This is a genomic window from Streptomyces marokkonensis (genome assembly GCF_008312835.1).
GTDB classification, from domain to species: domain Bacteria; phylum Actinomycetota; class Actinomycetes; order Streptomycetales; family Streptomycetaceae; genus Streptomyces; species Streptomyces marokkonensis_A.
The window spans coordinates 1-21,477 of sequence record NZ_VSKS01000008.1; the positions used below are offsets into that span (position 1 = coordinate 1).

At 72.2% G+C, this 21,477-nt stretch carries 19 protein-coding genes and 1 pseudogene; 12 read left to right on the plus strand and 8 right to left on the minus strand.

Annotated elements, in window-relative coordinates:
- Window positions 1-818 (minus strand): annotated as a pseudogene (locus F1615_RS15575) (glycosyl hydrolase); the annotation flags it as partial.
- Between the two features lie 453 nt (window positions 819-1,271).
- Here F1615_RS15575 and F1615_RS15580 point away from each other — a divergent pair.
- The 5 genes from F1615_RS15580 to F1615_RS15600 all read left to right on the plus strand — a co-directional run bounded on the left by F1615_RS15580 (window position 1,272) and on the right by F1615_RS15600 (window position 7,426).
- Entirely contained in the window at window positions 1,272-2,297 is a 1,026-nt protein-coding gene (locus F1615_RS15580; protein ID WP_208818325.1) for a LacI family DNA-binding transcriptional regulator, read from the plus strand.
- 370 nt (window positions 2,298-2,667) lie between these two features.
- Window positions 2,668-3,972, plus strand: coding sequence for an extracellular solute-binding protein (locus tag F1615_RS15585; protein ID WP_149549582.1), 1,305 nt, complete (start codon window positions 2,668-2,670; stop codon window positions 3,970-3,972).
- Between the two features lie 122 nt (window positions 3,973-4,094).
- Entirely contained in the window at window positions 4,095-5,060 is a 966-nt protein-coding gene (locus tag F1615_RS15590) for a carbohydrate ABC transporter permease (protein WP_149549583.1), read from the plus strand.
- Entirely contained in the window at window positions 5,057-5,962 is a 906-nt protein-coding gene (locus F1615_RS15595; protein WP_149549584.1) for a carbohydrate ABC transporter permease, read from the plus strand. The genes F1615_RS15590 and F1615_RS15595 overlap by 4 nt, the downstream gene beginning before the upstream one ends.
- 63 nt (window positions 5,963-6,025) lie before the next feature.
- Window positions 6,026-7,426, plus strand: coding sequence for a GH1 family beta-glucosidase (locus F1615_RS15600; RefSeq protein ID WP_149549585.1), 1,401 nt, complete (start codon window positions 6,026-6,028; stop codon window positions 7,424-7,426).
- Window positions 7,427-7,439: 13 nt separating this feature from the next.
- Here the strand turns inward: F1615_RS15600 and F1615_RS15605 are convergent, their stop codons facing one another.
- Both F1615_RS15605 and F1615_RS15610 read right to left on the minus strand, forming a co-directional pair.
- Window positions 7,440-8,060 (minus strand): TetR/AcrR family transcriptional regulator, encoded by a 621-nt coding sequence (locus tag F1615_RS15605; RefSeq protein WP_149549586.1) that lies wholly within the window; start codon window positions 8,058-8,060, stop codon window positions 7,440-7,442.
- A gap of 76 nt (window positions 8,061-8,136) precedes the next feature.
- Window positions 8,137-9,726, minus strand: a complete 1,590-nt coding sequence (locus F1615_RS15610; protein ID WP_149549587.1) for an MFS transporter — start codon at window positions 9,724-9,726, stop codon at window positions 8,137-8,139.
- Between the two features lie 193 nt (window positions 9,727-9,919).
- Here F1615_RS15610 and panB point away from each other — a divergent pair, with 193 nt between their 5' ends.
- From panB to F1615_RS15625, 3 genes are all read left to right on the plus strand, one after another.
- Complete coding sequence (gene panB, locus F1615_RS15615) at window positions 9,920-10,798, plus strand: 3-methyl-2-oxobutanoate hydroxymethyltransferase (protein ID WP_149549588.1); 879 nt, start codon at window positions 9,920-9,922, stop codon at window positions 10,796-10,798.
- A 142-nt stretch (window positions 10,799-10,940) separates the two neighbouring features.
- Complete coding sequence (locus F1615_RS15620) at window positions 10,941-11,957, plus strand: ATP-binding cassette domain-containing protein (protein WP_149549589.1); 1,017 nt, start codon at window positions 10,941-10,943, stop codon at window positions 11,955-11,957.
- On the plus strand, window positions 11,954-12,772 hold the full coding sequence (locus F1615_RS15625) for an ABC transporter permease (RefSeq protein WP_149549590.1): 819 nt from the start codon (window positions 11,954-11,956) through the stop codon (window positions 12,770-12,772). Before F1615_RS15620 ends, F1615_RS15625 begins: the two co-directional genes overlap by 4 nt.
- 12 nt (window positions 12,773-12,784) lie before the next feature.
- Here the strand turns inward: F1615_RS15625 and F1615_RS15630 are convergent, their stop codons facing one another.
- Window positions 12,785-16,048, minus strand: coding sequence for a BTAD domain-containing putative transcriptional regulator (locus F1615_RS15630; RefSeq protein ID WP_149549591.1), 3,264 nt, complete (start codon window positions 16,046-16,048; stop codon window positions 12,785-12,787).
- A 213-nt stretch (window positions 16,049-16,261) separates the two neighbouring features.
- On the opposite strand from F1615_RS15630, the gene F1615_RS15635 reads away from it, so the two are divergent.
- Window positions 16,262-17,062: a site-2 protease family protein gene (locus F1615_RS15635; RefSeq protein ID WP_149549592.1), complete on the plus strand. Its 801-nt coding sequence runs from the start codon at window positions 16,262-16,264 to the stop codon at window positions 17,060-17,062.
- On the opposite strand, the gene F1615_RS15640 is transcribed toward F1615_RS15635, so the two are convergent.
- Both F1615_RS15640 and npdG read right to left on the minus strand, forming a co-directional pair.
- A complete protein-coding gene (locus F1615_RS15640; protein ID WP_149549593.1) occupies window positions 17,052-17,243 on the minus strand; it encodes a hypothetical protein in 192 nt (63 codons plus the stop codon). The genes F1615_RS15635 and F1615_RS15640 overlap by 11 nt on opposite strands.
- A 66-nt stretch (window positions 17,244-17,309) precedes the next feature.
- Window positions 17,310-18,023 (minus strand): NADPH-dependent F420 reductase, encoded by a 714-nt coding sequence (gene npdG, locus F1615_RS15645; RefSeq protein WP_149549594.1) that lies wholly within the window; start codon window positions 18,021-18,023, stop codon window positions 17,310-17,312.
- Between the two features lie 142 nt (window positions 18,024-18,165).
- On the opposite strand from npdG, the gene F1615_RS15650 reads away from it, so the two are divergent.
- The gene (locus tag F1615_RS15650; protein ID WP_149549595.1) at window positions 18,166-18,768 is read left to right on the plus strand and encodes a hypothetical protein; all 603 of its coding nucleotides are present in this window, start codon (window positions 18,166-18,168) and stop codon (window positions 18,766-18,768) included.
- Between the two features lie 14 nt (window positions 18,769-18,782).
- On the opposite strand, the gene F1615_RS15655 is transcribed toward F1615_RS15650, so the two are convergent.
- Window positions 18,783-19,013, minus strand: a complete 231-nt coding sequence (locus F1615_RS15655; protein WP_149549596.1) for a hypothetical protein — start codon at window positions 19,011-19,013, stop codon at window positions 18,783-18,785.
- 60 nt (window positions 19,014-19,073) lie between these two features.
- On the opposite strand from F1615_RS15655, the gene map reads away from it, so the two are divergent.
- A complete protein-coding gene (map, locus tag F1615_RS15660) occupies window positions 19,074-19,931 on the plus strand; it encodes a type I methionyl aminopeptidase (protein WP_149549597.1) in 858 nt (285 codons plus the stop codon).
- Window positions 19,932-19,949: 18 nt separating this feature from the next.
- Window positions 19,950-20,597, plus strand: coding sequence for a heme oxygenase (biliverdin-producing) (locus F1615_RS15665; RefSeq protein WP_149549598.1), 648 nt, complete (start codon window positions 19,950-19,952; stop codon window positions 20,595-20,597).
- A gap of 4 nt (window positions 20,598-20,601) precedes the next feature.
- Here the strand turns inward: F1615_RS15665 and F1615_RS15670 are convergent, their stop codons facing one another.
- On the minus strand, window positions 20,602-21,246 hold the full coding sequence (locus F1615_RS15670; RefSeq protein WP_149549599.1) for a PhzF family phenazine biosynthesis protein: 645 nt from the start codon (window positions 21,244-21,246) through the stop codon (window positions 20,602-20,604).
- Between the last annotated feature and the right edge of the window lie 231 nt (window positions 21,247-21,477).

Here is a 21,477-nt window from a genome sequence, read left to right on the forward strand (position 1 = left end):
TACTCCCAGTCCACCGTGGAGCCGGTCACGAAACTGAAGGCGTACTTCTCGTAGTCGGAGAGCGCGTCCTTGCCGGGCAGGACGGCCAGGGAGAAGTAGTCCTTCGAGCCGAGGTCGGCCCGGATGTCGTTGCCGGACACGGTCCAGTCGCTGCTGCTCGGGGCGAACAGCGCGTAGTGGTGGCCGGAGATGGTGACGCCGAGGACGTTGCCCCGGTCGGCGAAGACCGTCGGCGCGGCCGCGGCTTTGATCTGCGCCGCGCCGCCCGTGCCTTCGGCGTACACGTACGGCATGCCGTGGCCGATGGTCGTCCGCAGGGTCCGTGTCCCGTCGCTCCAGTACGGGGTGACGGTCCAGTCGCTCCACCCGTCCGCCTTGGCGTCGGGCGAGTTGAGGCCCGACAGGCCGAGGGTCAGGTCCGCCTTGTGCGGGAACTCGTACTGGCGTCCCCCACCGACGATCTGATGCGTGGTCGGGTAACCGACCTCCAGGCCGCCGGACACCGCCTTGTAGGTGAGGGGGTGGCCGTACATGTTCTCCGACCACGGGTTGGCGGCGAACCGCTGGAAGGCCAGCGAGGACCACCAGTCGTTGGTCGGCACCGGCTTGTCCGCCACGGCGGACGTGACCTTCGGCTTGACCGCCTGGCCGCCGTTGTTGGACGGCCCCTGCCGCCCGGCCGGCCGGACGTCGCTGTAACTTCCCTTGCCCACCTCGATGGTGGCGGCCGAGGCGATACCGCTGCCGACGGTGGCCACGAGGCCTCCCGCGGCCATCGCGGCCGCCGGCAGTAGTGCCAGGGGTCTGCGGAATCTCATGCGCAACCTTTCTGAGAGCGCTCTCAAGGTGGCGTCAACGTAGGCAACAGGCAAAGAACGGTCAATACTTCAAGCACGAATTGGTGCCCGCGACCCGCACGGGGGCCGACGGCGGCAGTGCGGGGCGAGGGCGTGCCATCGTCACCGAGCCGGGGCCGGGACGGGGTCCCGTCGCAGGTGGGAAGGCACGGCGCCGCAAGGGCGCACCGGGGCGCGACCGCCACCGAAGCGCGCGCCACGGATGCCGCCCCGCTCACAGCGGGACGCCCCACGCATCGGCCGGCGGCCACCGGCCGGAACACCCGCCCGCACACCGGCCGGCCACGGCGCAGCCGCCGCTCGGGGCCCGAGCGCTGGCCTGAAAGCGCTCTCAGGGCGAGAGGAGGGGATCTATCCTGTCTACTGGGTGGAGCGGCAAGCGATGAGATGCCGCGCAGCAGACCAGGAGTTCCCTTGCCCGAGCAGACAGCAGCAAACCGTCCGACGCTGGAGGCTGTCGCTGCGCGGGCCGGCGTGTCGCGCGCCACGGCATCACGCGTGGTCAACGGCGGCGCCGGTGTGCGCCAGCCGCTGGTCGACAAGGTGCGCACGGCGGTCGACGAGCTGGGTTACGTTCCCAACCACGCGGCACGCTCGCTGGTGACCCGTCGGCACGGCGCCGTCGCCGTGATCATCGCGGAGCCCGAGTTCCGGGTCTTCTCCGACCCGTTCTTCGCGCAGCAGCTCCGGGGCATCAGCCGGGAACTGACCGCCCACGACATCCAGCTGGTGCTGCTGTGGGTGGAGAACGAGTCCGATCACGACCGGATCGCCCGGTATCTCGCCGGGGGGCACGTCGACGGAGCGATCGCCTTCTCCCTGCACGGAGACGACCGTCTGCCCGCACTGATCACCGAAAGCAAGGTACCCGCGGTCCTCGGCGGCCGTCCGGGGACGGAGGGCGGCCTGCCCCTGCCGTATGTCGACACCGACAACCGGGGCGGCGCGCGGGAGGCCGTGCGCCACCTGGTCTCCCTGGGGCGCGGCACCATCGCGCACATCGCGGGTCCGGGCGACCAGACCTCGGCGCTGGACCGGATCGCCGGCTATCACGACGTGCTGATCGATCCCGACCCTGAGCTGCTGCGCGAGGGCCACTTCACCGAGGAGAGCGGCGCCCGGGCCATGGCGGAGCTGCTCGACCGGCGACCCGACGTCGACGGCGTCTTCGTCGCCAACGATCTCATGGCCCTGGGCGCGCTGCGCGTGCTGCGCGAGCGGGGCCTGCGGGTGCCGCAGGACGTGGCCGTGGTCGGCTTCGACGACATGGAGGCCGTGGTGAGCGCCAGTGACCCGGCGCTCACCACGGTGCGCCAGGACGTCGAGGGCCTGGGCAGGCTGTCGGTGAAGCTGCTGATCAAGCTGCTGAACCGGCAGGCCGGCCACGTCCCCGCGTCCGTGATCATGCCGACGACCCTGGTCCGGCGCGCCTCGGCGTGAGAACGGGCGCGACGCCGCGCCCGCGTCCGAGCCGGCCCGGCCACCAGTGTTCCCGAGCGGCCGCCGGCCCGCCGGGTCCCCCGCCGGACCGGCGCCCCGAACGGCCCATCCCGGCCGCACCGCCGCCCGCGTGCCGGCCGGCGTTACCGGTGCGGCGGACAGCCCCGGTGCCGCGGGACGCCGGCCTGCGGCGCCCGTGAACCGCCGACACGGCCGGTGGTGACACCTCCGGCGCGGGTCCCGTGACCGGAGTTCCGATTCCGGCGCGCTCGGAGCCTTGACGTACGGCTCATCGGACGGGCACTCTCCACTCGCACCTTTGAGAGCGCTCTCAGAGCGCTCTCGCGCCACCGAGTCGAGGAGCCCACCCATGCCCACAGCCCGTGCCGCAAGAAGAGTCACCGCCCGACTGGGGGCGCTCGTCCTGACCGGGGCTCTGCTCGCCGCCTGCGGCGGTTCGTCCGACGCCGACTCCGCCGACGGTGCAGGCGGCAAGATCACCCTCACCGTGGACCTCTTCGGCTCCTTCGGCTACAAGGAGGCCGGGCTCTACGCGGAGTACGAGAAGCTGCACCCGAACGTCACGATCAAGCAGACGGACACCGAGGACGAGGCCGACTACTGGAAGTCGCTCCAGACCCGCCTCGCGGGCGGCGGTGGCCTCGCGGACGTGCAGGGCATCGAGGTGGGCCGGATCGCCACCGTCACCCAGCAGCAGGCCGACAAGTTCGAGGACCTGAAGAAGTACGGCGCGGAGTCCCTCAAGGGACAGTTCGCCGAGGCCAAGTGGGCCGCCGCCACGGGGAAGAGCGGAGAGGTCCTCGGGCTCGGGACGGACGTCGGCCCCGAGGCCATGTGCTACCGCACCGACCTGTTCGAGAAGGCCGGGCTGCCCACCGACCGTGAGGAACTCGCGCAGCGCTGGTCCAGCTGGGACGGCTACCTGGAACTCGGCAAGAAGTACAAGGCGAAGGCCCCCGGCAAGAGTGCCTGGCTCGACAGCGTCGGCAGTCTCTACTCGATCATGATCGGGCAGCAGAAGGAGCGCTACTACAGTGCGTCCGGAGAACTGATCTGGGACAAGAACCCCGCCCTGCTCGAGGCGTGGGACCGCTCCGTGGAGGCGGCGGAGAGCGGGCTGAGCGCCGAGCTCGACCAGTGGTCGCCGCAGTGGAACCAGGCCTTCGCCGCCGGCTCCTTCGCCACCATCCCGTGCCCCGCCTGGATGCTCGGCTACATCAAGGGCCAGGCCGGTGACGCCGGCCAGGGCAAGTGGGACATCGCCAAGCTGCCCGGCGGCGCCGGCAACTGGGGCGGCTCCTACCTCGCCGTCCCGCGCGCCGCCGAGCACAAGAAGGAGGCGTACGAGCTCATCAAGTGGCTCACGGCGCCCGAGCAGCAGGAGAAGCTCTTCCGCAAGGTGGGCAACTTCCCCTCCAGCACCGGCGCCATCGACAAGGTCGCCGGCACGACGGACCCGTACTTCTCGGACGCCCCGATCGGCAAAATCTTCGGTGACGCGGCCAAGGCGGCGCCCGTGCAGGTCCTGGGTCTGCACGACCAGAGCATCGCCCAGCAGATCACCAACGCGCTGAGCGAGGTGGAGCGCAAGGGCACCGATCCCGACAAGGCCTGGAAGAACGCCTCGAAGGGCGTCGCCAACACCCTCGGCTGAGCCGAGGCCCCGGCGTCCGCGCCCCGCGCGCCGGCCCACACCTCCTCCGCCGCCGCTGCCTGCCCCTCCGGCGGCGGCGGAGGCCCCCCCTCGACCGCCGTTCCCCTCCCGAAGGCCGCCCCGTGACCCTTTCCGCAACCGAGACGCCGGCTCCGCCGACCCCGCCTCCCACACCCTCAGGGCCGAGCGCCGCACGGCGCGCCTGGCAGAAGATGTCGCCCTACGCCTACATCGCGCCGTTCTTCACCCTGTTCGCCGCCTTCGGCCTCTTCCCGCTGATCTACACGGCGTTCGTGTCCCTGTACCGGGTCGAGCTGCAGACCCCCGGTGACATGGAATGGCGGGGGCTGGACAACTACACGGCCCTGTTCACCGACGACTTCTTCTGGACCTCTCTGCGCAACACGTTCACCATCGGCGTCATCTCCACGGTGCCCCAGCTGGTCATGGCCCTCGGGCTCGCGCACCTGCTCAACTACCGTCTGCGCGCCCGCACTTTCCTGCGCACGGCGATGCTCCTGCCGTACGCGACGTCCGTGGCCGCGGCGACCCTGGTCTTCGCGCAGCTCTTCGGCCGGGACTTCGGACTGATCAACTACGTCGCCGGGCTCGTCGGCATCGGCCCCATCGACTGGCAGACCGGCACCGTCGCCTCACAGATCGCCGTCTCCACCATCGTGGTCTGGCGGTGGACCGGATACAACGCCCTGATCTACCTGGCGGGCATGCAGTCCATCCCGCAGGAACTCTACGAGGCGGCCGAGATGGACGGGGCGTCGAAGTGGCGCCAGTTCTTCCACGTGACCCTGCCCGGACTGCGTCCGACGATCGTGTTCACCGTGATCGTCTCCACGATCGGGGCGACGCAGCTGTTCGGCGAGCCGCTGCTGTTCGAGGGGTCCATCTCGGGCGGCATCTCGCACCAGTACCAGACCCTCGGCCTGTACATGTACGAACAGGGCTGGGGCTTCTTCCACCTGGGCCGGGCCGCGGCCATCGCCTGGGTCATGTTCCTGCTCATCGTGGTGCTCGTGGGAGTCAACGCCCTGCTCGCGTACCGCCGTTCACGCAAGGAGGCCGTGCGATGACCACGCTCGCCGACCCGCCGGTCACGCCTCCCGCCCGTCCGGAGAAGCCGCCGCACCGCCGGGCCCGCCGGTCCCGCGCCGGACGGACCAACCACGCCGGCAAGCTCACGTACGCGATCCTGACCGTCGCCGTCCTGGTCTCCGCGTTCCCGTTCTACTGGACCATCGTGGCGGCCAGCCGCTCCAACGCCGACCTCGCCCGGGTTCCGCCGTCGCTCCTGCCCGGCCCGAACCTGCTGCGCAACTTCGAGGCGGTGCTGGAGGAGGCGGACATCGGCAAGGCGCTGCTGAACTCCTTCATCGTGTCCGGCTCGATCACCCTCGGCACCGTGCTCTGCTGCACGCTCGCGGGCTTCGCCTTCGCCAAGCTGCGCTTCCGCGGACGCGGCGCGCTGCTCGCGATCACCGTGGGCACGATGATGATCCCGCCGCAGCTGGGCGTCATCCCGCTGTTCATGCTGATCGCCGAACTGCAGTGGGTGAACCAGCTCCAGGCCGTCATCCTCCCCGGCCTGGTCTCCGCGTTCGGTGTGTTCTTCATGCGCCAGTACCTGGTGCAGTCGCTGCCGGACGAGCTCATCGAGGCGGCACGGGTCGACGGCGCGTCCACCGCCAGGATCTTCTGGTCCATCGTGGTGCCGGTCGCCCGGCCGGGCATGTCCGTGCTGGGCCTGCTGACCTTCATGGCCGCGTGGAACGACTTCTTCTGGCCCATCGTCGCCCTGTCCTCGTCCGAGCCCACCGTGCAGGTGGCCCTGCGCCAGCTCGGCGGAGGTTACGTCCACGACCAGTCCGTGATCATGGCCGGCACGCTGCTCGGCACCCTTCCGGTGTTGCTGGTCTTCGGCCTCCTGGGCCGGCAGATCGTCGGCGGCATCATGCAGGGAGCCGTCAAGGGCTGAGCCCCGGCCCCTTCATCACCGCTCCCCTTCCCACCCCCACCCGCGTCTTCGGAGCCTCAGTCCATGACCGCACCAGCCACACTCACCGGCGACACGACCGTCCTCCGGTTCCCGAACGGTTTCCGATGGGGCACCGCCACGGCCGCCTACCAGATCGAAGGCGCCGCCGCCGAGGACGGCCGCACTCCCTCGATCTGGGACACCTTCAGCCGCACCCCGGGCAAGGTCCGCAACGGCGACACCGGCGACATCGCCGCCGACCACTACCACCGCATGCCCGAGGACGTCGCCCTCATGCGCCGCCTCGGGCTGACCGACTACCGGTTCTCCATCGCCTGGCCCCGCGTGCAGCCCACGGGCCGCGGGCCCGCCGTGCAGAAGGGCCTCGACTTCTACCGGCGGCTCGCCGACGCACTCCTGGACGCCGGTATCCGGCCGGTCGCCACCCTCTACCACTGGGACCTGCCCCAGGAGCTGGAGAACGCGGGCGGCTGGCCCGAGCGGGAGACCGCCCAGCGCTTCGCCGACTACGCCGGCGTCGTGGCCGACGCCCTCGGCGACCGGATCCACACCTGGACGACCCTCAACGAGCCGTGGTGCGCCGCCTTCCTCGGGTACGGAAATGGCGTACACGCCCCCGGCCGCACCAGCCCTCTCGACAGTCTGCGCGCGGCACACCACCTCAACCTCGCGCACGGATCCGCGGTCCGCGTACTGCGCGACGCCCTGCCGCCCGCCGCACACGTGTCCCTGACGCTCAACCTCCACGCCCTGCGTCCGCTCACGCAGTCGGCCGGCGACCTGGACGCCGTCCGCCGGATCGACGCCGTCGCCAACCGCGTCTTCCTCGACCCCGTCTTCCGCGGGCGCCTCCCGGAGGACCTGGTCGCCGACACGGCGGGGATCACCGACTGGTCGTTCGTGCGGGACGGTGACCTCGCCACCTGCGCGACGCCGGTCGACTCGCTCGGCATCAACTACTACTCCCCCACCGTCGTCGCCGCCGGCCGGTCGGAGTCGCCCTCCCCCTTCGCCGGTGCGGAACGGCACGTCCGGTTCCTGCCCGCACCGGGCCCCCGGACCGCCATGGACTGGCCCGTGGACGCCGACGGACTGTACGAGCTGCTGATCCGGCTGCGCGACGACCTCCCGGGCCTCCCCCTGATGGTCACCGAGAACGGCGCGGCGTACGACGACTACGCCGACCCCTCGGGGCAGGTCCACGACCCGGAGCGGATCGCCTACCTGCACAGCCACCTCACCGCCGTGCACCGGGCGATCGAGGAGGGCGCCGACGTGCGGGGCTACTTCCTGTGGTCGCTGCTGGACAACTTCGAGTGGGCCTACGGCTACAGCAAGAGGTTCGGCATCGTGCACGTCGACTTCGCCACCCAGCGGCGCACACCCAAACAGAGCGCGGGCTGGTACGCGGACGTCGTCGCCCGCAACGGGGTCGAGGCCTGACGAGGGGATGCCGTCAGCCGCCGGTGGGGCGCAGGCCTTCGACGAGGGTGTCCACCACGCGTTCGGCGAGGTCGTCCGGGAGGTCGGCGTCGGTGTTCAGAACCGTGCGGACGAGGAGGGGGCCCACGACGATGTCGTTGAGGAGTTCCAGATCCACGTCGGCGCGCAGTTCGCCGCTGCGCCGGCCCCGGCGCAGTACCTCCAGGCCGAGCCTGCGGCGCGGCAGGATGACGGTGTCGTGGTAGGCCGCCCAGAGGCCGGGGCTGCTCTTCATCTGGGCGTGCACGTTGTGCAGGAGTGCCGGGCTCCGGCCGGCCAGGCCGCGCAGCCGCAGGGACTCCAGCAGGACGACGAGGTCGTCACGCACGGAGGTGCCGGGCAGGTCGGGGTCCGGGGGTTCCGCGGCGCGTATGACGTCGACGAAGAGCTCCTCCTTGCCGCTCCAGCGGCGGTAGATGGTGGCCTTGCCGACGCCCGCGGTGCGGGCGATGCGCTCGATGGAGAGCTCCGCGAGGGGCACGCCGTCCTCCAGGAGCCCCATCACTCCCTCGATGATCGCGCGCTCGGCCGCCTCGCTGCGGGGGCGGCCCCGCGCGGGCCCCTGATGCCGGGGGCCGGTGCCGGCCGGACTCACGTCGTCGGATCCTCTCGGTGGGCTGCGGTGATTCCCCCCGGTGGGCGGCGGCTGCGGTCCACCGGCCCGTGGGTTCTCAGTCCGCCGCCGTCACCAGCGCCCGGTCCCGGCCGTCACCTTCCGGTGCCGGTGTGCGGCCGGGCAGGAAGACGGCGACGACGACCGCGCCCAGCACCGCGACGACCGCTCCCCACAGCGCCGTGACGTGCATCGCGTACAGGAACGCGTCGGCGGCCGCGCCGGCCAGGGCCTCGCCGCGCGGGCCCAGCCGGTCCGCCACGGCCAGGGTGGCCTCGATGGACTCGCCGGCCGCGTGCCGGGCGCCGGGCGGCAGCAGGCCCAGTTCCTCCTCGATGTCGGTGCGGTAGGCGGTGGACAGCACCGAGCCGAGGATGGCGATGCCGAGGGCGCCGCCGACCTGGCGGAAGGTGTTGCTGAGCGCGGAGGCCGAGCCGGCCTTCTCGCGCGGCAGGGCCTGCATGACGACGACGCTGACCGGCGTCATCACGTACGCCATGCCGGTGCCCATCAGGAAGAAGACGACCTCCAGGAACCAGATCGGCGTGTCCCTGTCCAGGAGCGCGAACGCGGCCAGCATCGCCGCGAGCACCACCAGGCCGGCGGTCGTGGTGACCTTGCTCCCGACGCGGTCCACCATGAGGCGGGCCCGGGGCGCGAAGAGCATCTGCGTCGCGGCCAGCGGCAGCATCAGCAGGCCCGTTTCCAGCGGCGAGTGGCCGCGCACGCTCTGGAGGTAGAACACCGCGAAGAAGGTCACGCCCATCAGCGCGAAGAAGACCAGCGCGATCGCGACGATCGAGGCGGAGAACACCTTGTTCCGGAAGGAGGAGATGTCGACGGACGGGTGGTCGCTGCGCTTCTCGAACACCACGAACGCGGCCAGTACGGCGAGACCGGCGCCGATCGTCGCCAGCACGGTGACGTCGGTGAAGTCGGCGAGCCGGCCGCCGCTGATGATGCCGTACACCAGCAGGACCAGGCCGGTCACGGACAGCACGACGCCGACGGGGTCGATCCGGCCGGGCTTCGGATCGCGGGAGTCGGGGACCAGCCACAGCATCAGGGCGGCGGCGAGGGCGACGATGGGCACGTTGACGAGGAAGACCGAACCCCACCAGAAGTGGTCGAGGAGCAGTCCGCCGGTGATCGGGCCGATGGCGATGGCCAGGCCCACTCCACCGGTCCAGATGCCGATGGCCTTGGGCTGTTCGTCGCGTTCGAAGACGTGCATCAGGACCGCCATGGTGGCCGGCATGACGAACGCCGCGCCCAGGCCCATCACCGCGCGGAATCCGATCAGCTCGGCCGGGGAGCCGGAGAACGCGGCGAGTGCCGAGCCCGCGCCGAACACGGCGAGACCGCCGATCAGCACCTTCTTGCGGCCGAGCCGGTCACCGAGCAGCCCCGCGGTGAACAGCAGGCCGGCGAAGACGAGCGTGTAGGCGTTGATGGCCCATTCCAGCTCGCTCTGGGTGGCGCCCAGGCCGGTGGGGGCGGGGGTGGAGATCGTCCTGATGGCGACGTTCAGGATCGAGTTGTCCAGGACGACGATCAGCAGGCTCATCATCAGCACGCCGAGAATCACCCAGCGGCGCCGGTGCACGGCCTCCGGGATCCGGCGGGCGGGGGCGGCAGGAGAAGTCATGCGGATCAGCGTAGGAAGTTCCGGTACGAGACGTTCTGCTCCGGATTGCGTGTTGCCCGGTTGTTGTCGCGGCGCCGCGGCTCGCGGGGCTCGTCGGGCAGCCTCTGGCCCTCCGCCGGTGGAGGTGCCACCATGGACGTGGTCCGGGGACGCCGTCAGGGCGCCTCGAGATGACGTGTTGGGAGACGGTTCAATGACGCAGCTTTCGGCTGCCCAGACCGGGACGACGTCCGGTTCCTCCTCCGGCGGCACCACGCTGTACGGGGGCAAGGGCACGCGCCGTATCACTGTCCGTGACATCGCCGCCGCCAAGGAACGCGGCGAGAAGTGGCCCATGCTCACCGCGTACGACGCGATGACCGCGTCCGTGTTCGACGAGGCCGGCATCCCGGTCATGCTCGTCGGCGACTCCGCGGGCAACTGCCACCTCGGGTACGAGACCACCGTGCCCGTCACCCTCGACGAGATGACCATGCTGTCCGCCGCGGTCGTACGGGGCACCTCACGGGCCCTGATCGTGGGCGACCTGCCCTTCGGCTCGTACCAGGAGGGGCCGGTGCAGGCGCTGCGCTCGGCGACCCGGCTGGTCAAGGAGGCCGGTGTGGGCGCCGTCAAGCTGGAGGGCGGCGAGCGGTCGCACCGGCAGATCGAGCTGCTGGTGGAGTCCGGCATCCCGGTCATGGCCCACATCGGGCTGACCCCGCAGTCGGTGAACGCCATGGGCTACCGGGTGCAGGGGCGCGGCGAGGAGGCGGCGCAGCAGTTGCTGCGGGACGCCAAGGCCGTGCAGGACGCGGGCGCGTTCGCGGTGGTGCTGGAGCTGGTGCCGGCGGAGCTGGCCGCCGAGGTGACGCGGGTCCTGCAGATTCCGACCGTCGGGATCGGGGCGGGTGCCGAGACGGACGCCCAGGTACTGGTGTGGACCGACATGCTGGGGCTGACCGGGGGCCGGGTGCCGAAGTTCGTCAAGCAGTACGCGGATCTGCGTGAGGTGATGCGCGGGGCCGCGAAGGCGTTCGCCGAGGACGTGGTCGGCGGGACGTTCCCGGAGGAGGCGCACTCCGTCCACTGAGCCATTGCCGCACCATCCGTCGGCCCCGCCGATCTTCCCCCGTCGGCGGGGCCGGCGCATGCCCGGGGCCGGGCGGGGGCTGTCGGTGGGATGTCGGTGCTCTGTCGGTGCTTTGTCGGTGGGGGCTGGGAGCGTCATCGGCATGACGCGAAACGACAAGGAACCGGGGAGCGCCGTTTCCGTGCGGGGGCTGGTCAAGCACTACGGGGAGACCAGGGCGCTGGACGGGGTCGATCTGGAGGTGCGTGAGGGCACCGTGAGGGGGGTGCTCGGCCCGAACGGGGCCGGGAAGACCACGCTGGTGCGGATTCTGTCCACCCTTCTCGTACCGACGGCGGGGCACGCCACCGTGGCCGGGTACGACGTGGTCCGGCAGCCGCGGCAGCTGCGCCGGGTGATCGGGCTGACCGGGCAGTATGCCTCCGTGGACGAGAAGCTCCCGGGCTGGGAGAACCTGTATCTGATCGGGCGGCTGCTCGACCTGTCCCGCAAGGAGGCGCGGGCCCGCGCCGACGAGCTGCTGGAGCGGTTCTCGCTCACCGAGGCGGCCCGGCGCCCGGCGGCCACGTACTCCGGCGGTATGCGGCGGCGGCTGGACCTGGCCGCCTCGATGATCGGCCGGCCGGCCGTGCTGTTCCTCGACGAGCCGACCACGGGCCTGGACCCCCGTACCCGCAACGAGGTGTGGGAGGAGGTCAAACGGCTCGTCGGGGACGGGGTGACGGTGCTGCTGACCACCCAGTACATGGAGGAGGCGGAGCAGCTCGCCTCCGAGCTGACCGTCGTGGACCGGGGCAAGGTCATCGCGAGCGGCGGGATCGAGCAGCTCAAGGCCAAGGTGGGCGGCCGCACGCTGCGGGTCCGCCCGGCCGACCCGCTCCAGTTGCGTCCGCTGGCGGACGCCCTCGACACGCTGGGCATCACCGGGCTCGCCGGCACCACCGTGGACACCGAGCGGGGTGCGGTGCTCGTTCCGGTGCTGAGTGACGAGCAGCTGACCGCCGTGGTCGGCGCGGTCACCGCGCGCGGGATCACGCTCAGCTCCATCAGCACCGAACTGCCCAGTCTGGACGAGGTGTTCCTGTCCCTCACCGGCCACCGCGCCAGTGCCCCGCAGGACGCCGTACCCACCGGGACCCGCGAGGAGGTCGCCGCATGAGTGCGAGTGCCCTGACGTCCGGCCTCCGCGCGGACGCGCGCATCCCGTTGCGTGCCCATCTGCGGCACACCGGGGCTCTCGTGCGCCGCAATCTGCTGTGGATCCGGCAGGACCCGGAGTCGATGTTCGACGCCGTGCTGTTCCCGATCGTGTTCACGCTGCTGTTCGTGTACGTCTTCGGCGGCTCGATCGGGCAGTCGCTGGGCGGCGGGCAGGAGGCGTACGTGCAGTACATCGTGCCCGGCCTGATGGCCATGATGGGCATGAACATGGCCCAGGGAGTGGGCACCGGGTTCAACCAGGACTTCAACACCGGGGTCATGGACCGCTTCCGGTCGCTGCCGATCGGGCGTGGCTCGGTGCTGTTCGCGAAGATCTCGGTCGAGATGATGCGGATGCTGATCGCCACGGCGATCCTGCTGGTCGTCGGTGTGCTCGTCGGTTTCGACATCACCGACTGGCCGGGGCTGTTCGCCGCCGTGGGGCTGTCCGCGGTGTTCGGCTCGGCCCTGATGTGGGTCTTCCTCACGCTGGGTGTGGTGATGAAGAACGCCCAGTCGGTGCAGGCGATGGGCTTCCTGGTGCTGATGCCGCTGCAGTTCGGCTCGTCGATCTTCGCGCCGCCGCAGTCGATGCCGGGCTGGCTGCAGAGCTTCACCGAGTACAACCCGCTGTCCGCGCTGGCGGACGCCGCGCGCGGGCTGATGGTGGGCGGTCCGGTCGCGCACGACCTGTGGATGACGCTGGCCTGGTCGGTGGGGATCACGGCGGTGATGGCGCCGGTCGCGGTCCACAAGTTCCGTACCAAGAGCTGACCGGCCGACGCGTCAGACGAGGGCGACGGCCTCCTCCACGGTGAGGCCGGCGCCCTCCGCGTACGCGGTCTCGTACGCCGCGTCGCCGAGGGCCTCCCGCGTGCGGGCCTCGGCGAGGGACCGCGCCTCGCGTTCCGCGCCGACGGGGACGTGACCGGGCGGCAGTCCCGCGTCGGCGGCGCCGAGACAGCGGGCCGCGTCACGGGCGCGCGCACCCCCGTCGAGTCCCGCGAGGGCGGTCGCGCCCATGGTGAGGTACACCGAGCGCATGTGGGGCGCCATGGCGGCGGACAGCGGATCGCCGGCCTGCCGGAGTGCCTCCCGGACGATGACGAGCGCCTGCTCGTCGTTGCCGTCGGCCACCTCCAGCCAGCCCTCGGCGCCGAGGATGAACGCGTCGAAGACGACGTAGTGCGCGATGCGGAACTCCTCGCGCAGGATCCGCAGTTGCTCGCGCGCCTCGGTGGTCCGCCCGGTCCTGCCCAGCCAGCCGGCCAGAAAGAGCCGGGCGGCGGGCATGGCCTCGTTGTGGCCGCCGCGCGTGCGGTCGATGACGTCGCGCAGCATCCGCTCACCGCGCTCCCCCTCCCCCGCCTCCAGCAGCACACTGCCCAGGCGGGCGAGGAGCAGGGCCTTCTGGGCGCGGGCGCCGAGGCGTTCGACGAGTTCGATGGCGGCCCGGTAGTCCGCGGCGGCGGCCTCGTAGGCGCCGCGGCGCTCACGGGCCTCGCCGCGCGCCGAGAGGGCCTCGGCGGTGCCCCAGGTGTCGCCGAGCCTGCGGTGGATCTCCAGGGCCTCGTCGGCGTCGCGGCGCGCGTCGGCCGCCCAGTCGCTGCGGTTGGCCAGGAAGTTGGCGCGCATCTGGAGGTTGGAGGCCAGCTCCCAGTCGAACCCGGGAACCTCCCGGCAGGTGCGGACGGCCGCGTCGACGACCTCGCGCAGCCGGTCCATGTCGCCGGTCAGCATCACGGCGAACGCCCAGAGCAGGCCGGGCGGGCGGCAGGTCTGCGGCAGGCCCGGCCGGTAGGTCGCGGCGACGAGGCGCAGCTTGTGCTGGGCCTGCGGGGTCTGCCAGTCGTCCAGTTCGGTGTCCATGCAGGCCATATGGACCAGGTGGACACCGCGCCGGGCCTCGGCGAGGAGTTCGCCGGTCATGGGGGGCGGGGCGTCGGTGCAGCGCTGCCACAGCGGAGCGGCGGGACGCACCGGCTCGGTGAACGGGTCGGGTCCGAGGGCCATGACGTCGGCACACCAGTTGCGGGCCTCGACGCGCAGGTCCCGCATCTGCCAGTACCAGGACAGGGAGAGGGTGAGGCACAGCGCCTCCTGCTCGTCGCGCAGTGCGATGGCGTGGCGCAGGGCGGTGCGCAGGTTCTCGTACTCCCGCTCCAGCCGCTCGATGCCGGCCGCCTGGTCCGGGCCGCGCAGCAACGGGTCGGTGGTGCGGGCCAGTTCGCGGTAGTGCGTCAGGTGCGCCCGCTCGGCCTCGGCGCGCCGCCCGGACTCGTCGAGGCGTTCGCCCGCGTACTCGGCGACCGTCTCCAGGAGCCGGTAGCGCATCTCGCCGTCTCCCGAAGGGGCGGCGACCACCAGGGACTTGTCGACCAGGGAGCCGAGCGCCTCGAGCGCGGCGGGGCCGCACACGGCCTCGGCGGCGGTGAGGTCGCAACCGCCCGCGAACACCGACAGGCGGCCCAGGACGTCGCGTTCGTCCGCGTCGAGCAGGTCCCAGGACCAGTCGACGACGGCCCGCAGGGTCTGCTGGCGGGGGCGGACGGTGCGGCTGCCTGAGGTGAGCAGGCGGAAGCGGTCGTCGAGCCGGTCGGCGATCTGGCGCGGGGTGAGCATCCGCAGCCGGGCCGCGGCGAGTTCGATGGCCAGGGGCAGTCCGTCGAGGCGGCGGCAGATCTCGGCGCATGCCTCCGGGTCGTCGTCGGTGGAGAACCCCGGGCGGGCGGCCGCCCCGCGGTCGGCGAGCAGGCGCAGGGCGACCGGCTCGGGCAGGGGCTCCACCGGGCGCAGCAACTCCCCGCGCACACCGAGGGGTTCGCGGCTGGTGGCGAGGACGGTGAGGCGGGGGCAGCGTTTCAGCAGCGTCTCGGCGAGGTGGGCGGCGGCCTCGACGACGTGTTCGCAGTTGTCGAGGATCAGCAGCATGCGGCGGGGGCCGCAGTGCTCGGCGAGGCGCTCCACCGGGTCGGCGTGCCGGTCGGCGACGGCTCTCATGCTCTCGGCGCCGGCGCCGTAGAGGACGGTCTCGCGGGCGCCGACGGCGGTGAGTACGGCCTCGGGGACGTCGTCGGGGTCGTCGACCGGGGCGAGTTCGGCGAGCCACACGCCGTCGGGGGTGGTCCGCCGTACGGTGTCGGCCGCCTCCTGCGACAGGCGGGTCTTGCCCGCCCCGCCCGGTCCGAGGAGCGTGACCAGACGGGCGGCGGCGAGGTCCGCGCGGAGGGTCTCGATGTCGTCCTCGCGGCCGACGAACGAGGTCAGCCGGGCCCTCAGGTTGCCGGGCGGCTCACTCCCCCGGGTCTCGGCCGCCGGCTCGGGTCTCAGCAGCTCGGCGTGCAACGCGCGCAGTTCGGCGCCCGGGTCGGAGCCGAGACGGTCGGCCAGCAGGCGGCGCACGTCCTCGTAGGCGGCCAGGGCCTCGGCGGTGCGGCCCGTGTCGCGCAGGGCGCGCAGCCGCAGCGCCTGGAGGGGCTCGTCGAGGGGGTGACCGTCGCACAGCGCGGTCAGCTCGGGCAGGGACCGCTCGGCGTCGCCGAGGGCGAGGGCCGCGGTGTGCCGGGCGCGCAGCACGTCCAGGTGCCGGGTCCCGACGCGGGCCGCCTCCGCGGTGCGGTCGGGCAGGCCGGCCAGGGCGGGGCCGCCGCGCCACAGGGCGAGGGCGTCGTCCAGTACGACGGCCGCCTTGGCGGCGTCGCCGTCGGCCAGGGCGCGCAGGCCCTCGCCGGCCAGCCGCTCGAAGCGGTGCAGGTCGATGTCGTCGGGCGCGGCGGTCAGCCGGTAGCCGCCGTCGACGGAGGCCACCGCGTCCGCGCCGATCACCCGGCGCAGCCGCCCGACGAGGGCCTGCAGCGCCCCGGTCGCGTCGGCCGGCGGGTCGCCGTCCCACACCTCGTCGACCAGCAGGCCCACCGGGACCGTGCGCCCGGGCCGCAGGGCGAGCACGGTCAGCAGCGCGCGCAGCCGCGCCCCGCCGACGGGGACGGCGGTGCCGTCGGGACGGAGGGCCTGGGTGGTGCCGAGGATGCGGTAGCGCACGGGGTCCATTCTCTCCGGTGGCGGTCGGAACGGTCATGAGGGCGGTGCGGCCGGCACCGGCTTCCGGCCGCCGGTCACGGACGCGGGCGCCGGACCGCGGCGGCGGGGCCGCCCCACCCCCCATGGAACCGGCCGCCGGCGCGAGACGTTTTCCCGGTGCGCCCGGTACCGTCGGGCAGTCCCCCGCGGGTCCCCCGCGTGCCCGACCGTCCAGGGAGCCCCATGACCACCGCCGCCGCCCGTCACAGCGACCGGAGGATCAGCCCGGTCTTCCTGGGGATCCTGGCCGTCACGGCGGTCACCGGATGGGCCACCTGGACCGGGTTCGCCGCGCAGCCGGGCGTCGCGGTGTTCCTGTTCGTGACGGCCGCGTGGATCGTCTCCCTGTGCCTGCACGAGTACGCGCACGCGCGCACCGCGCTGCACGGCGGCGACCTCTCGGTCGGCACGAAGGGCTACCTCACGCTGAACCCGCTGAAGTACACGCACGCCCTGCTGAGCATCGTGCTTCCCGTGGTGTTCGTGATCATGGGCGGTATCGGTCTGCCGGGCGGTGCCGTCTTCATCGAGCGCGGCCGGATCCGCGGGCGGTGGCGGCACAGCCTGATCTCGGCGGCCGGACCGCTGACGAACGTGCTGTTCGCCGTCGTGTGCACGGCGCCGTTCTGGCTGGACGCGCTGGACGGCGTGCCGGCGGACTTCCGGTTCGCGCTGGCCTTCCTGGCGCTGCTCCAGGTGACGGCCGCGATCCTGAACTTCCTGCCGGTGCCGGGGCTGGACGGCTACGGCGTGATCGAGCCCTGGCTGTCGCACGGCGTCCGGCGGCAGGTGGAGCCGTTCGCCCCGTTCGGTCTGCTGTTCGTGTTCGCGCTGCTGTGGGTGCCCTCGGTGAACGGCGCGTTCTTCGACGTGGTCGACTCGCTGCTGGGGACGCTCGGCATCCACGAGTTCGACACCTACTGCGGCTACGAACTGTTCCGCTTCTGGCGTGACCCGAGCGGTGTCTGCGAGGTCAGCCCGTGACGGAGCCGTCCCGCGACGCCGCCCGCCCCCGCCCCACGTAGTACCAGGTCATGTTGGACGACAGGCCCGCCAGCAGCACCCACACGACGCCGATGAGCACGCTGCCCCGCACGAAGGAGACGACGGCCGCGGCGACGGCGAGGAGGCACACGACGAGGGCGTAGAGGGCTAGGCGGGGCATGGCTGCGGGCTCCTGTCGGGGGACACTGCTGGGGCACTGCTACGGCCTCCAGTGTCCCCCATCGCCTCATACGTCCGTGACGCGGAGCCCGGCGTGCGCCTTGTAGCGGCGGTTGACGGAGATCAGGTTGGCGACCAGCGACTCCACCTGGTGGGCGTTGCGCAGCCGTCCGGCGAAGACGCCCCGCATGCCGGGGATGCGGCCGGCCAGCGCCTGGACGATCTCCACGTCGGCGCGGACCTCGCCGAGCACCATCACATCGGTGTCGATCTCGTCGATCTCCGGGTCCTGGAGCAGCACGGCCGACAGGTGGTGGAAGGCGGCGGTGACCCGGGATTCCGGGAGCAGCGCGGCGGCCTGCTGGGCGGCGCTGCCCTCCTCCGGCTTCAGCGCGTAGGCGCCCTGCTTGTCGAAGCCGAGCGGGTTGACGCAGTCGACGACGAGCTTGCCCGCCAGCTCCTCACGCAGGGACTCCAGGGTCTTGCCGTGGCCGTCCCAGGGCACGGCGACGATCACGATGTCGCTGCGGCGGGCGGTCTCGGCGTTGTCGGCGCCCTCGATGCCGTGGCCGAGCTCCTCGGCGGCGGCCCGCGCGCGCTCGGCGGCCCGGGAGCCGATGATCACCTTCTGGCCGGCCCTGGCGAGCCGGTGGGCCAGGCCCTTGCCCTGCGGCCCTGTGCCGCCGAGCACGCCGACGACGAGCCCGGACACGTCGGGCAGGTCCCAGGGGTCCTTGGCGGGGGCCTTGGCGGGCTGCTGTGCGCTGTCGGTAGAGGTCATGGGCCGACTCTACGTCCGTGACGGCACCGTTTCCGGCCCGCGTGAGCGCCGTCACCAAGGGCGCGGGCGGCTGTCCCCGGGTCGGGCGAATCCGGGCCGAACAGCGGGACAGGGGGGTGCCGTTGGGGCAGGATGCGGCGGCATGGATGCCGTACGGGTCGCGCTGCTGCGGGACGTGCTCGCCGGGACGCAGTGGCTGGGCGCCACCCGGCACTTCGCGGGGACACTGCGCGGGTCGGTGGTCGCGCACGGCGGCGGGCTGCTGCTCGTGGGCACACCGGAGTACGAGCCGTGGCATCTGGCGGCGCATCTGGTGGACGAGGCCGCATGGTCGGGCACGCCGGAGCTGGCCCCCACGCTCGTACGGCACGACGCGCGCCCCTCGGACCCCGCGCACCTCGCGGTGGGACCGGGGCGGCTGGAGGCGGCGCGGCGGGGTGAGACGCTGCTGGTGGTGGCGCCCGGGGAGCCGCCCGCCCCGCTGCTCGAGCGGATCTCCGACGCCCGCCGGGCCGGGGCGACGCTGCTGGCCCTGGGCCCCGGCGAGGGCGAGCTCCCGGCGCTGGCCCACGAGGTCCTGCCCGTGCCCGACGGCTCCGAGCTGGACCTGGACACCGTGCAGCACCTGGTGAGCGCGGCGGCCGGGGAGAACGCCCTGCCGGCCCGCAGGGGGCCCCGCCGTTTCCGGGACCGCCTGTCGAGGCTGGCCGACCTGCTGACCGCCCCGCCGCCCACCCGCTGGTAGCGGCCCCGGCGCGGTCAGTCGTCGTCGCGTTCGCCCGCGGGGGCGTCCCGCCACTTGGCGTCGTTCTCCCACTGGAGGTTGCGCTCGCGGGCCGTCTCCATGGCGCGTTCGGCCTCGCTGCGGCTCGCGTACGGGCCGAAGCGGTCCTTGGCCGGGCAGTCGGGGCCCTCCTCGACCTTCTTGTGCTCCAGGCAGTAGTACCACTCGCCCGGCTTTCCGACCGTACGCTTCTTGAACAGGGGCATGACCGGCTCCTTCCGCCACGAGAGATGGTCCCCCGTCGCGCCTGAATTAGACTCGCCGGCATGTCTGGCCAGTCGCTGCTCGTTCCGGGGGAACTGTCCCCCACCCGTTCCGTGCCCGGGAACATCCGTCGTCCCGAGTACGTCGGCAAGCCCGCCCCCACGCCGTACACCGGGCCGGAGGTGCAGACGCCCGAGACGATCGAGGCGATGCGTACCGCCGGCCGGATCGCGGCGCGCGCGATGGGGGAGGCCGCGAAGCTGATCAAGCCCGGTGTGACGACGGACGAGCTGGACCGGGTGGCGCACGAGTACATGTGCGACCACGGCGCCTACCCCTCGACGCTCGGCTACCGCGGTTTCCCCAAGTCGCTGTGCACGTCGGTCAACGAGGTCATCTGCCACGGCATCCCGGACTCGACGGTGCTGCGCGACGGGGACATCGTCAACCTCGACGTGACGGCGTACATCGGCGGGGTGCACGGCGACAACAACGCGACCTACCTGGTCGGGGACGTGGACGAGGAGAGCCGGCTGCTGGTCGAGCGGACCCGTGAGTCGCTCGACCGCGCGATCAGGGCGGTCAAGCCGGGCCGGCAGATCAACATCATCGGCCGGGTGATCGAGTCGTACGCGAAGAGGTTCGGTTACGGGGTGGTGCGCGACTTCACCGGGCACGGGATCAACTCCTCGTTCCACTCGGGCCTGATCATCCCGCACTACGACAGTCCGCACGCGACGACGGTGATGCAGCCCGGGATGACCTTCACGATCGAGCCGATGCTGACGCTGGGGACCCACGAGTACGACATGTGGGACGACGGCTGGACGGTCGTGACGAAGGACCGCAGGCGGACGGCGCAGTTCGAGCACACACTGGTGGTGACGGACACGGGGGCGGACATCCTGACGCTGCCGTGACCCGCGGGAACCGGACTCATGGACTCCTTCTCCACCCTCATCCGCACCGCCTCCCACCAGCAGCACGTGGAGGCGGAGACCTCGGCGTTCATGAGCGATCTGCTCGGCGGCCGGCTGGGCGTGGACGCCTACGCGCGCTACACCGAGCAGCTGTGGTTCGTGTACGAGGCCCTGGAGTCCGGCGCGCGGGAGCTCACGTCCGACCCGGTGGCGGGCCCCTTCGTCCGGCCGGAACTGTTCCGGCTGCCCGCGCTGGAGCGGGACCTGGCGCACCTGCGGGGCCCGGACTGGCGCTCCCGCCTGACCGCCCTGCCCGCCACCCGGACGTACGCCGACCGGGTCGCCGAGTGCGCCCGCGACTGGCCGGGCGGCTACGTCGCCCACCACTACACCCGCTATCTGGGCGACCTCTCCGGTGGCCAGGTCATCCGCGGCAGGGCGGAGCGGACCTGGGGCTTCGCGAGGAAGGGCGACGGCGTGCGCTTCTACGTCTTCGAGGACATCTCCCACCCGGCGGCCTTCAAGCGGGACTACCGCGCACTCCTGGACGCCCTCCCGGCGGGCGGCCCGGAGAAGCAGCGCATCGTGTCCGAGTGCAAGCGGGCGTTCGCGCTCAACACGGCGGTCTTCCGGGCCCTGGGCGAGGAGTTCCCCCTGCCGGCGTGACCGGTCAGCGTTCCAGGTGGACGCGGCCGCCGATCTCCGTCCAGCCCTCCGGCTGGGGGGCCGTGATGATCTGGGAGCCCGTGCCCTGGGTGATGTTCAGGGCCCGGCCGAGGCGGTCGGTGAGCAGGAGGGCCGCGGCGCCCGTCGCCTCGTCCTCGTCGATGCCGTCGTCACGGCCGGGGAAGGCCCGGGCGCGGACACGGCCCGCCGGTTCGTCCAGCCAGGCCCAGGCGTAGATCCACTCCCCCTTCGGCGGCACGGGCAGGGCGTCCACCTCGGCGGCGGTGGCGTACTGGCGCAGGGTGCGCGGCGGCACCCACTCCGCCCGGGCCTCGATCCAGCAGAACTCCCCGTCCTGCCGGGCGCCCACCACCCCCGCGGGGGTGACGAGTTCGGGTACGTCGAGCAGCCAGGCCGTGCCGACGCAGGGGTGGCCCGCGAAGGGCAGGCGCAGGGTGGGGGTGTAGATGTCGATCACCCCGCGCTCGGGGTCGTCGACGAACACGGTCTCGCTGAAACCGAGTTTCGCGGCGAACGCCTGCCGGTCCTCCCGCTCGGGCATCACCGAACCGTCACGGACGACACCGAGTTCGTTGCCGTACCCGCCGCGGTGTCCGCAGAAGACGCGCAGCACGTCGTAGTCAGTCACGGGGGCATTCAAGCATCGCCACCCGGCCGGCCGGCCCGGGGCACGGGGTTCCGGCAGGCAGCGGTTGACCTCCGCTTGACCCGGGCTGACCTCTCCTTGACCTGATCATGGCAGTCGTTTTGAGCCACCGTAACCGCTCCGTGCCCATACAGCGTCCATGAGAGGCGGATCACTGAGTGCACCGGTATCACCCGGTCGAACCGCAGGTATGTTAGGCGAGCCTCACCTTCC

What these genes read in the sequence shown, in the direction of transcription:
- F1615_RS15585 (WP_149549582.1), top strand. Translation starts at nt 2,668, where the DNA reads ATGCCCACAGCCCGTGCCGCAAGAAGAGTCACCGCCCGACTGGGGGCG.
- F1615_RS15595 (WP_149549584.1), top strand. Translation starts at nt 5,057, where the DNA reads ATGACCACGCTCGCCGACCCGCCGGTCACGCCTCCCGCCCGTCCGGAG.
- F1615_RS15600 (WP_149549585.1), top strand. Translation starts at nt 6,026, where the DNA reads ATGACCGCACCAGCCACACTCACCGGCGACACGACCGTCCTCCGGTTC.
- F1615_RS15610 (WP_149549587.1), bottom strand. Translation starts at nt 9,726, where the DNA reads ATGACTTCTCCTGCCGCCCCCGCCCGCCGGATCCCGGAGGCCGTGCAC.
- panB (WP_149549588.1), top strand. Translation starts at nt 9,920, where the DNA reads ATGACGCAGCTTTCGGCTGCCCAGACCGGGACGACGTCCGGTTCCTCC.
- F1615_RS15620 (WP_149549589.1), top strand. Translation starts at nt 10,941, where the DNA reads ATGACGCGAAACGACAAGGAACCGGGGAGCGCCGTTTCCGTGCGGGGG.
- F1615_RS15625 (WP_149549590.1), top strand. Translation starts at nt 11,954, where the DNA reads ATGAGTGCGAGTGCCCTGACGTCCGGCCTCCGCGCGGACGCGCGCATC.
- F1615_RS15630 (WP_149549591.1), bottom strand. Translation starts at nt 16,048, where the DNA reads ATGGACCCCGTGCGCTACCGCATCCTCGGCACCACCCAGGCCCTCCGT.
- F1615_RS15635 (WP_149549592.1), top strand. Translation starts at nt 16,262, where the DNA reads ATGACCACCGCCGCCGCCCGTCACAGCGACCGGAGGATCAGCCCGGTC.
- F1615_RS15640 (WP_149549593.1), bottom strand. Translation starts at nt 17,243, where the DNA reads ATGCCCCGCCTAGCCCTCTACGCCCTCGTCGTGTGCCTCCTCGCCGTC.
- npdG (WP_149549594.1), bottom strand. Translation starts at nt 18,023, where the DNA reads ATGACCTCTACCGACAGCGCACAGCAGCCCGCCAAGGCCCCCGCCAAG.
- F1615_RS15650 (WP_149549595.1), top strand. Translation starts at nt 18,166, where the DNA reads ATGGATGCCGTACGGGTCGCGCTGCTGCGGGACGTGCTCGCCGGGACG.
- F1615_RS15655 (WP_149549596.1), bottom strand. Translation starts at nt 19,013, where the DNA reads ATGCCCCTGTTCAAGAAGCGTACGGTCGGAAAGCCGGGCGAGTGGTAC.
- map (WP_149549597.1), top strand. Translation starts at nt 19,074, where the DNA reads ATGTCTGGCCAGTCGCTGCTCGTTCCGGGGGAACTGTCCCCCACCCGT.
- F1615_RS15665 (WP_149549598.1), top strand. Translation starts at nt 19,950, where the DNA reads ATGGACTCCTTCTCCACCCTCATCCGCACCGCCTCCCACCAGCAGCAC.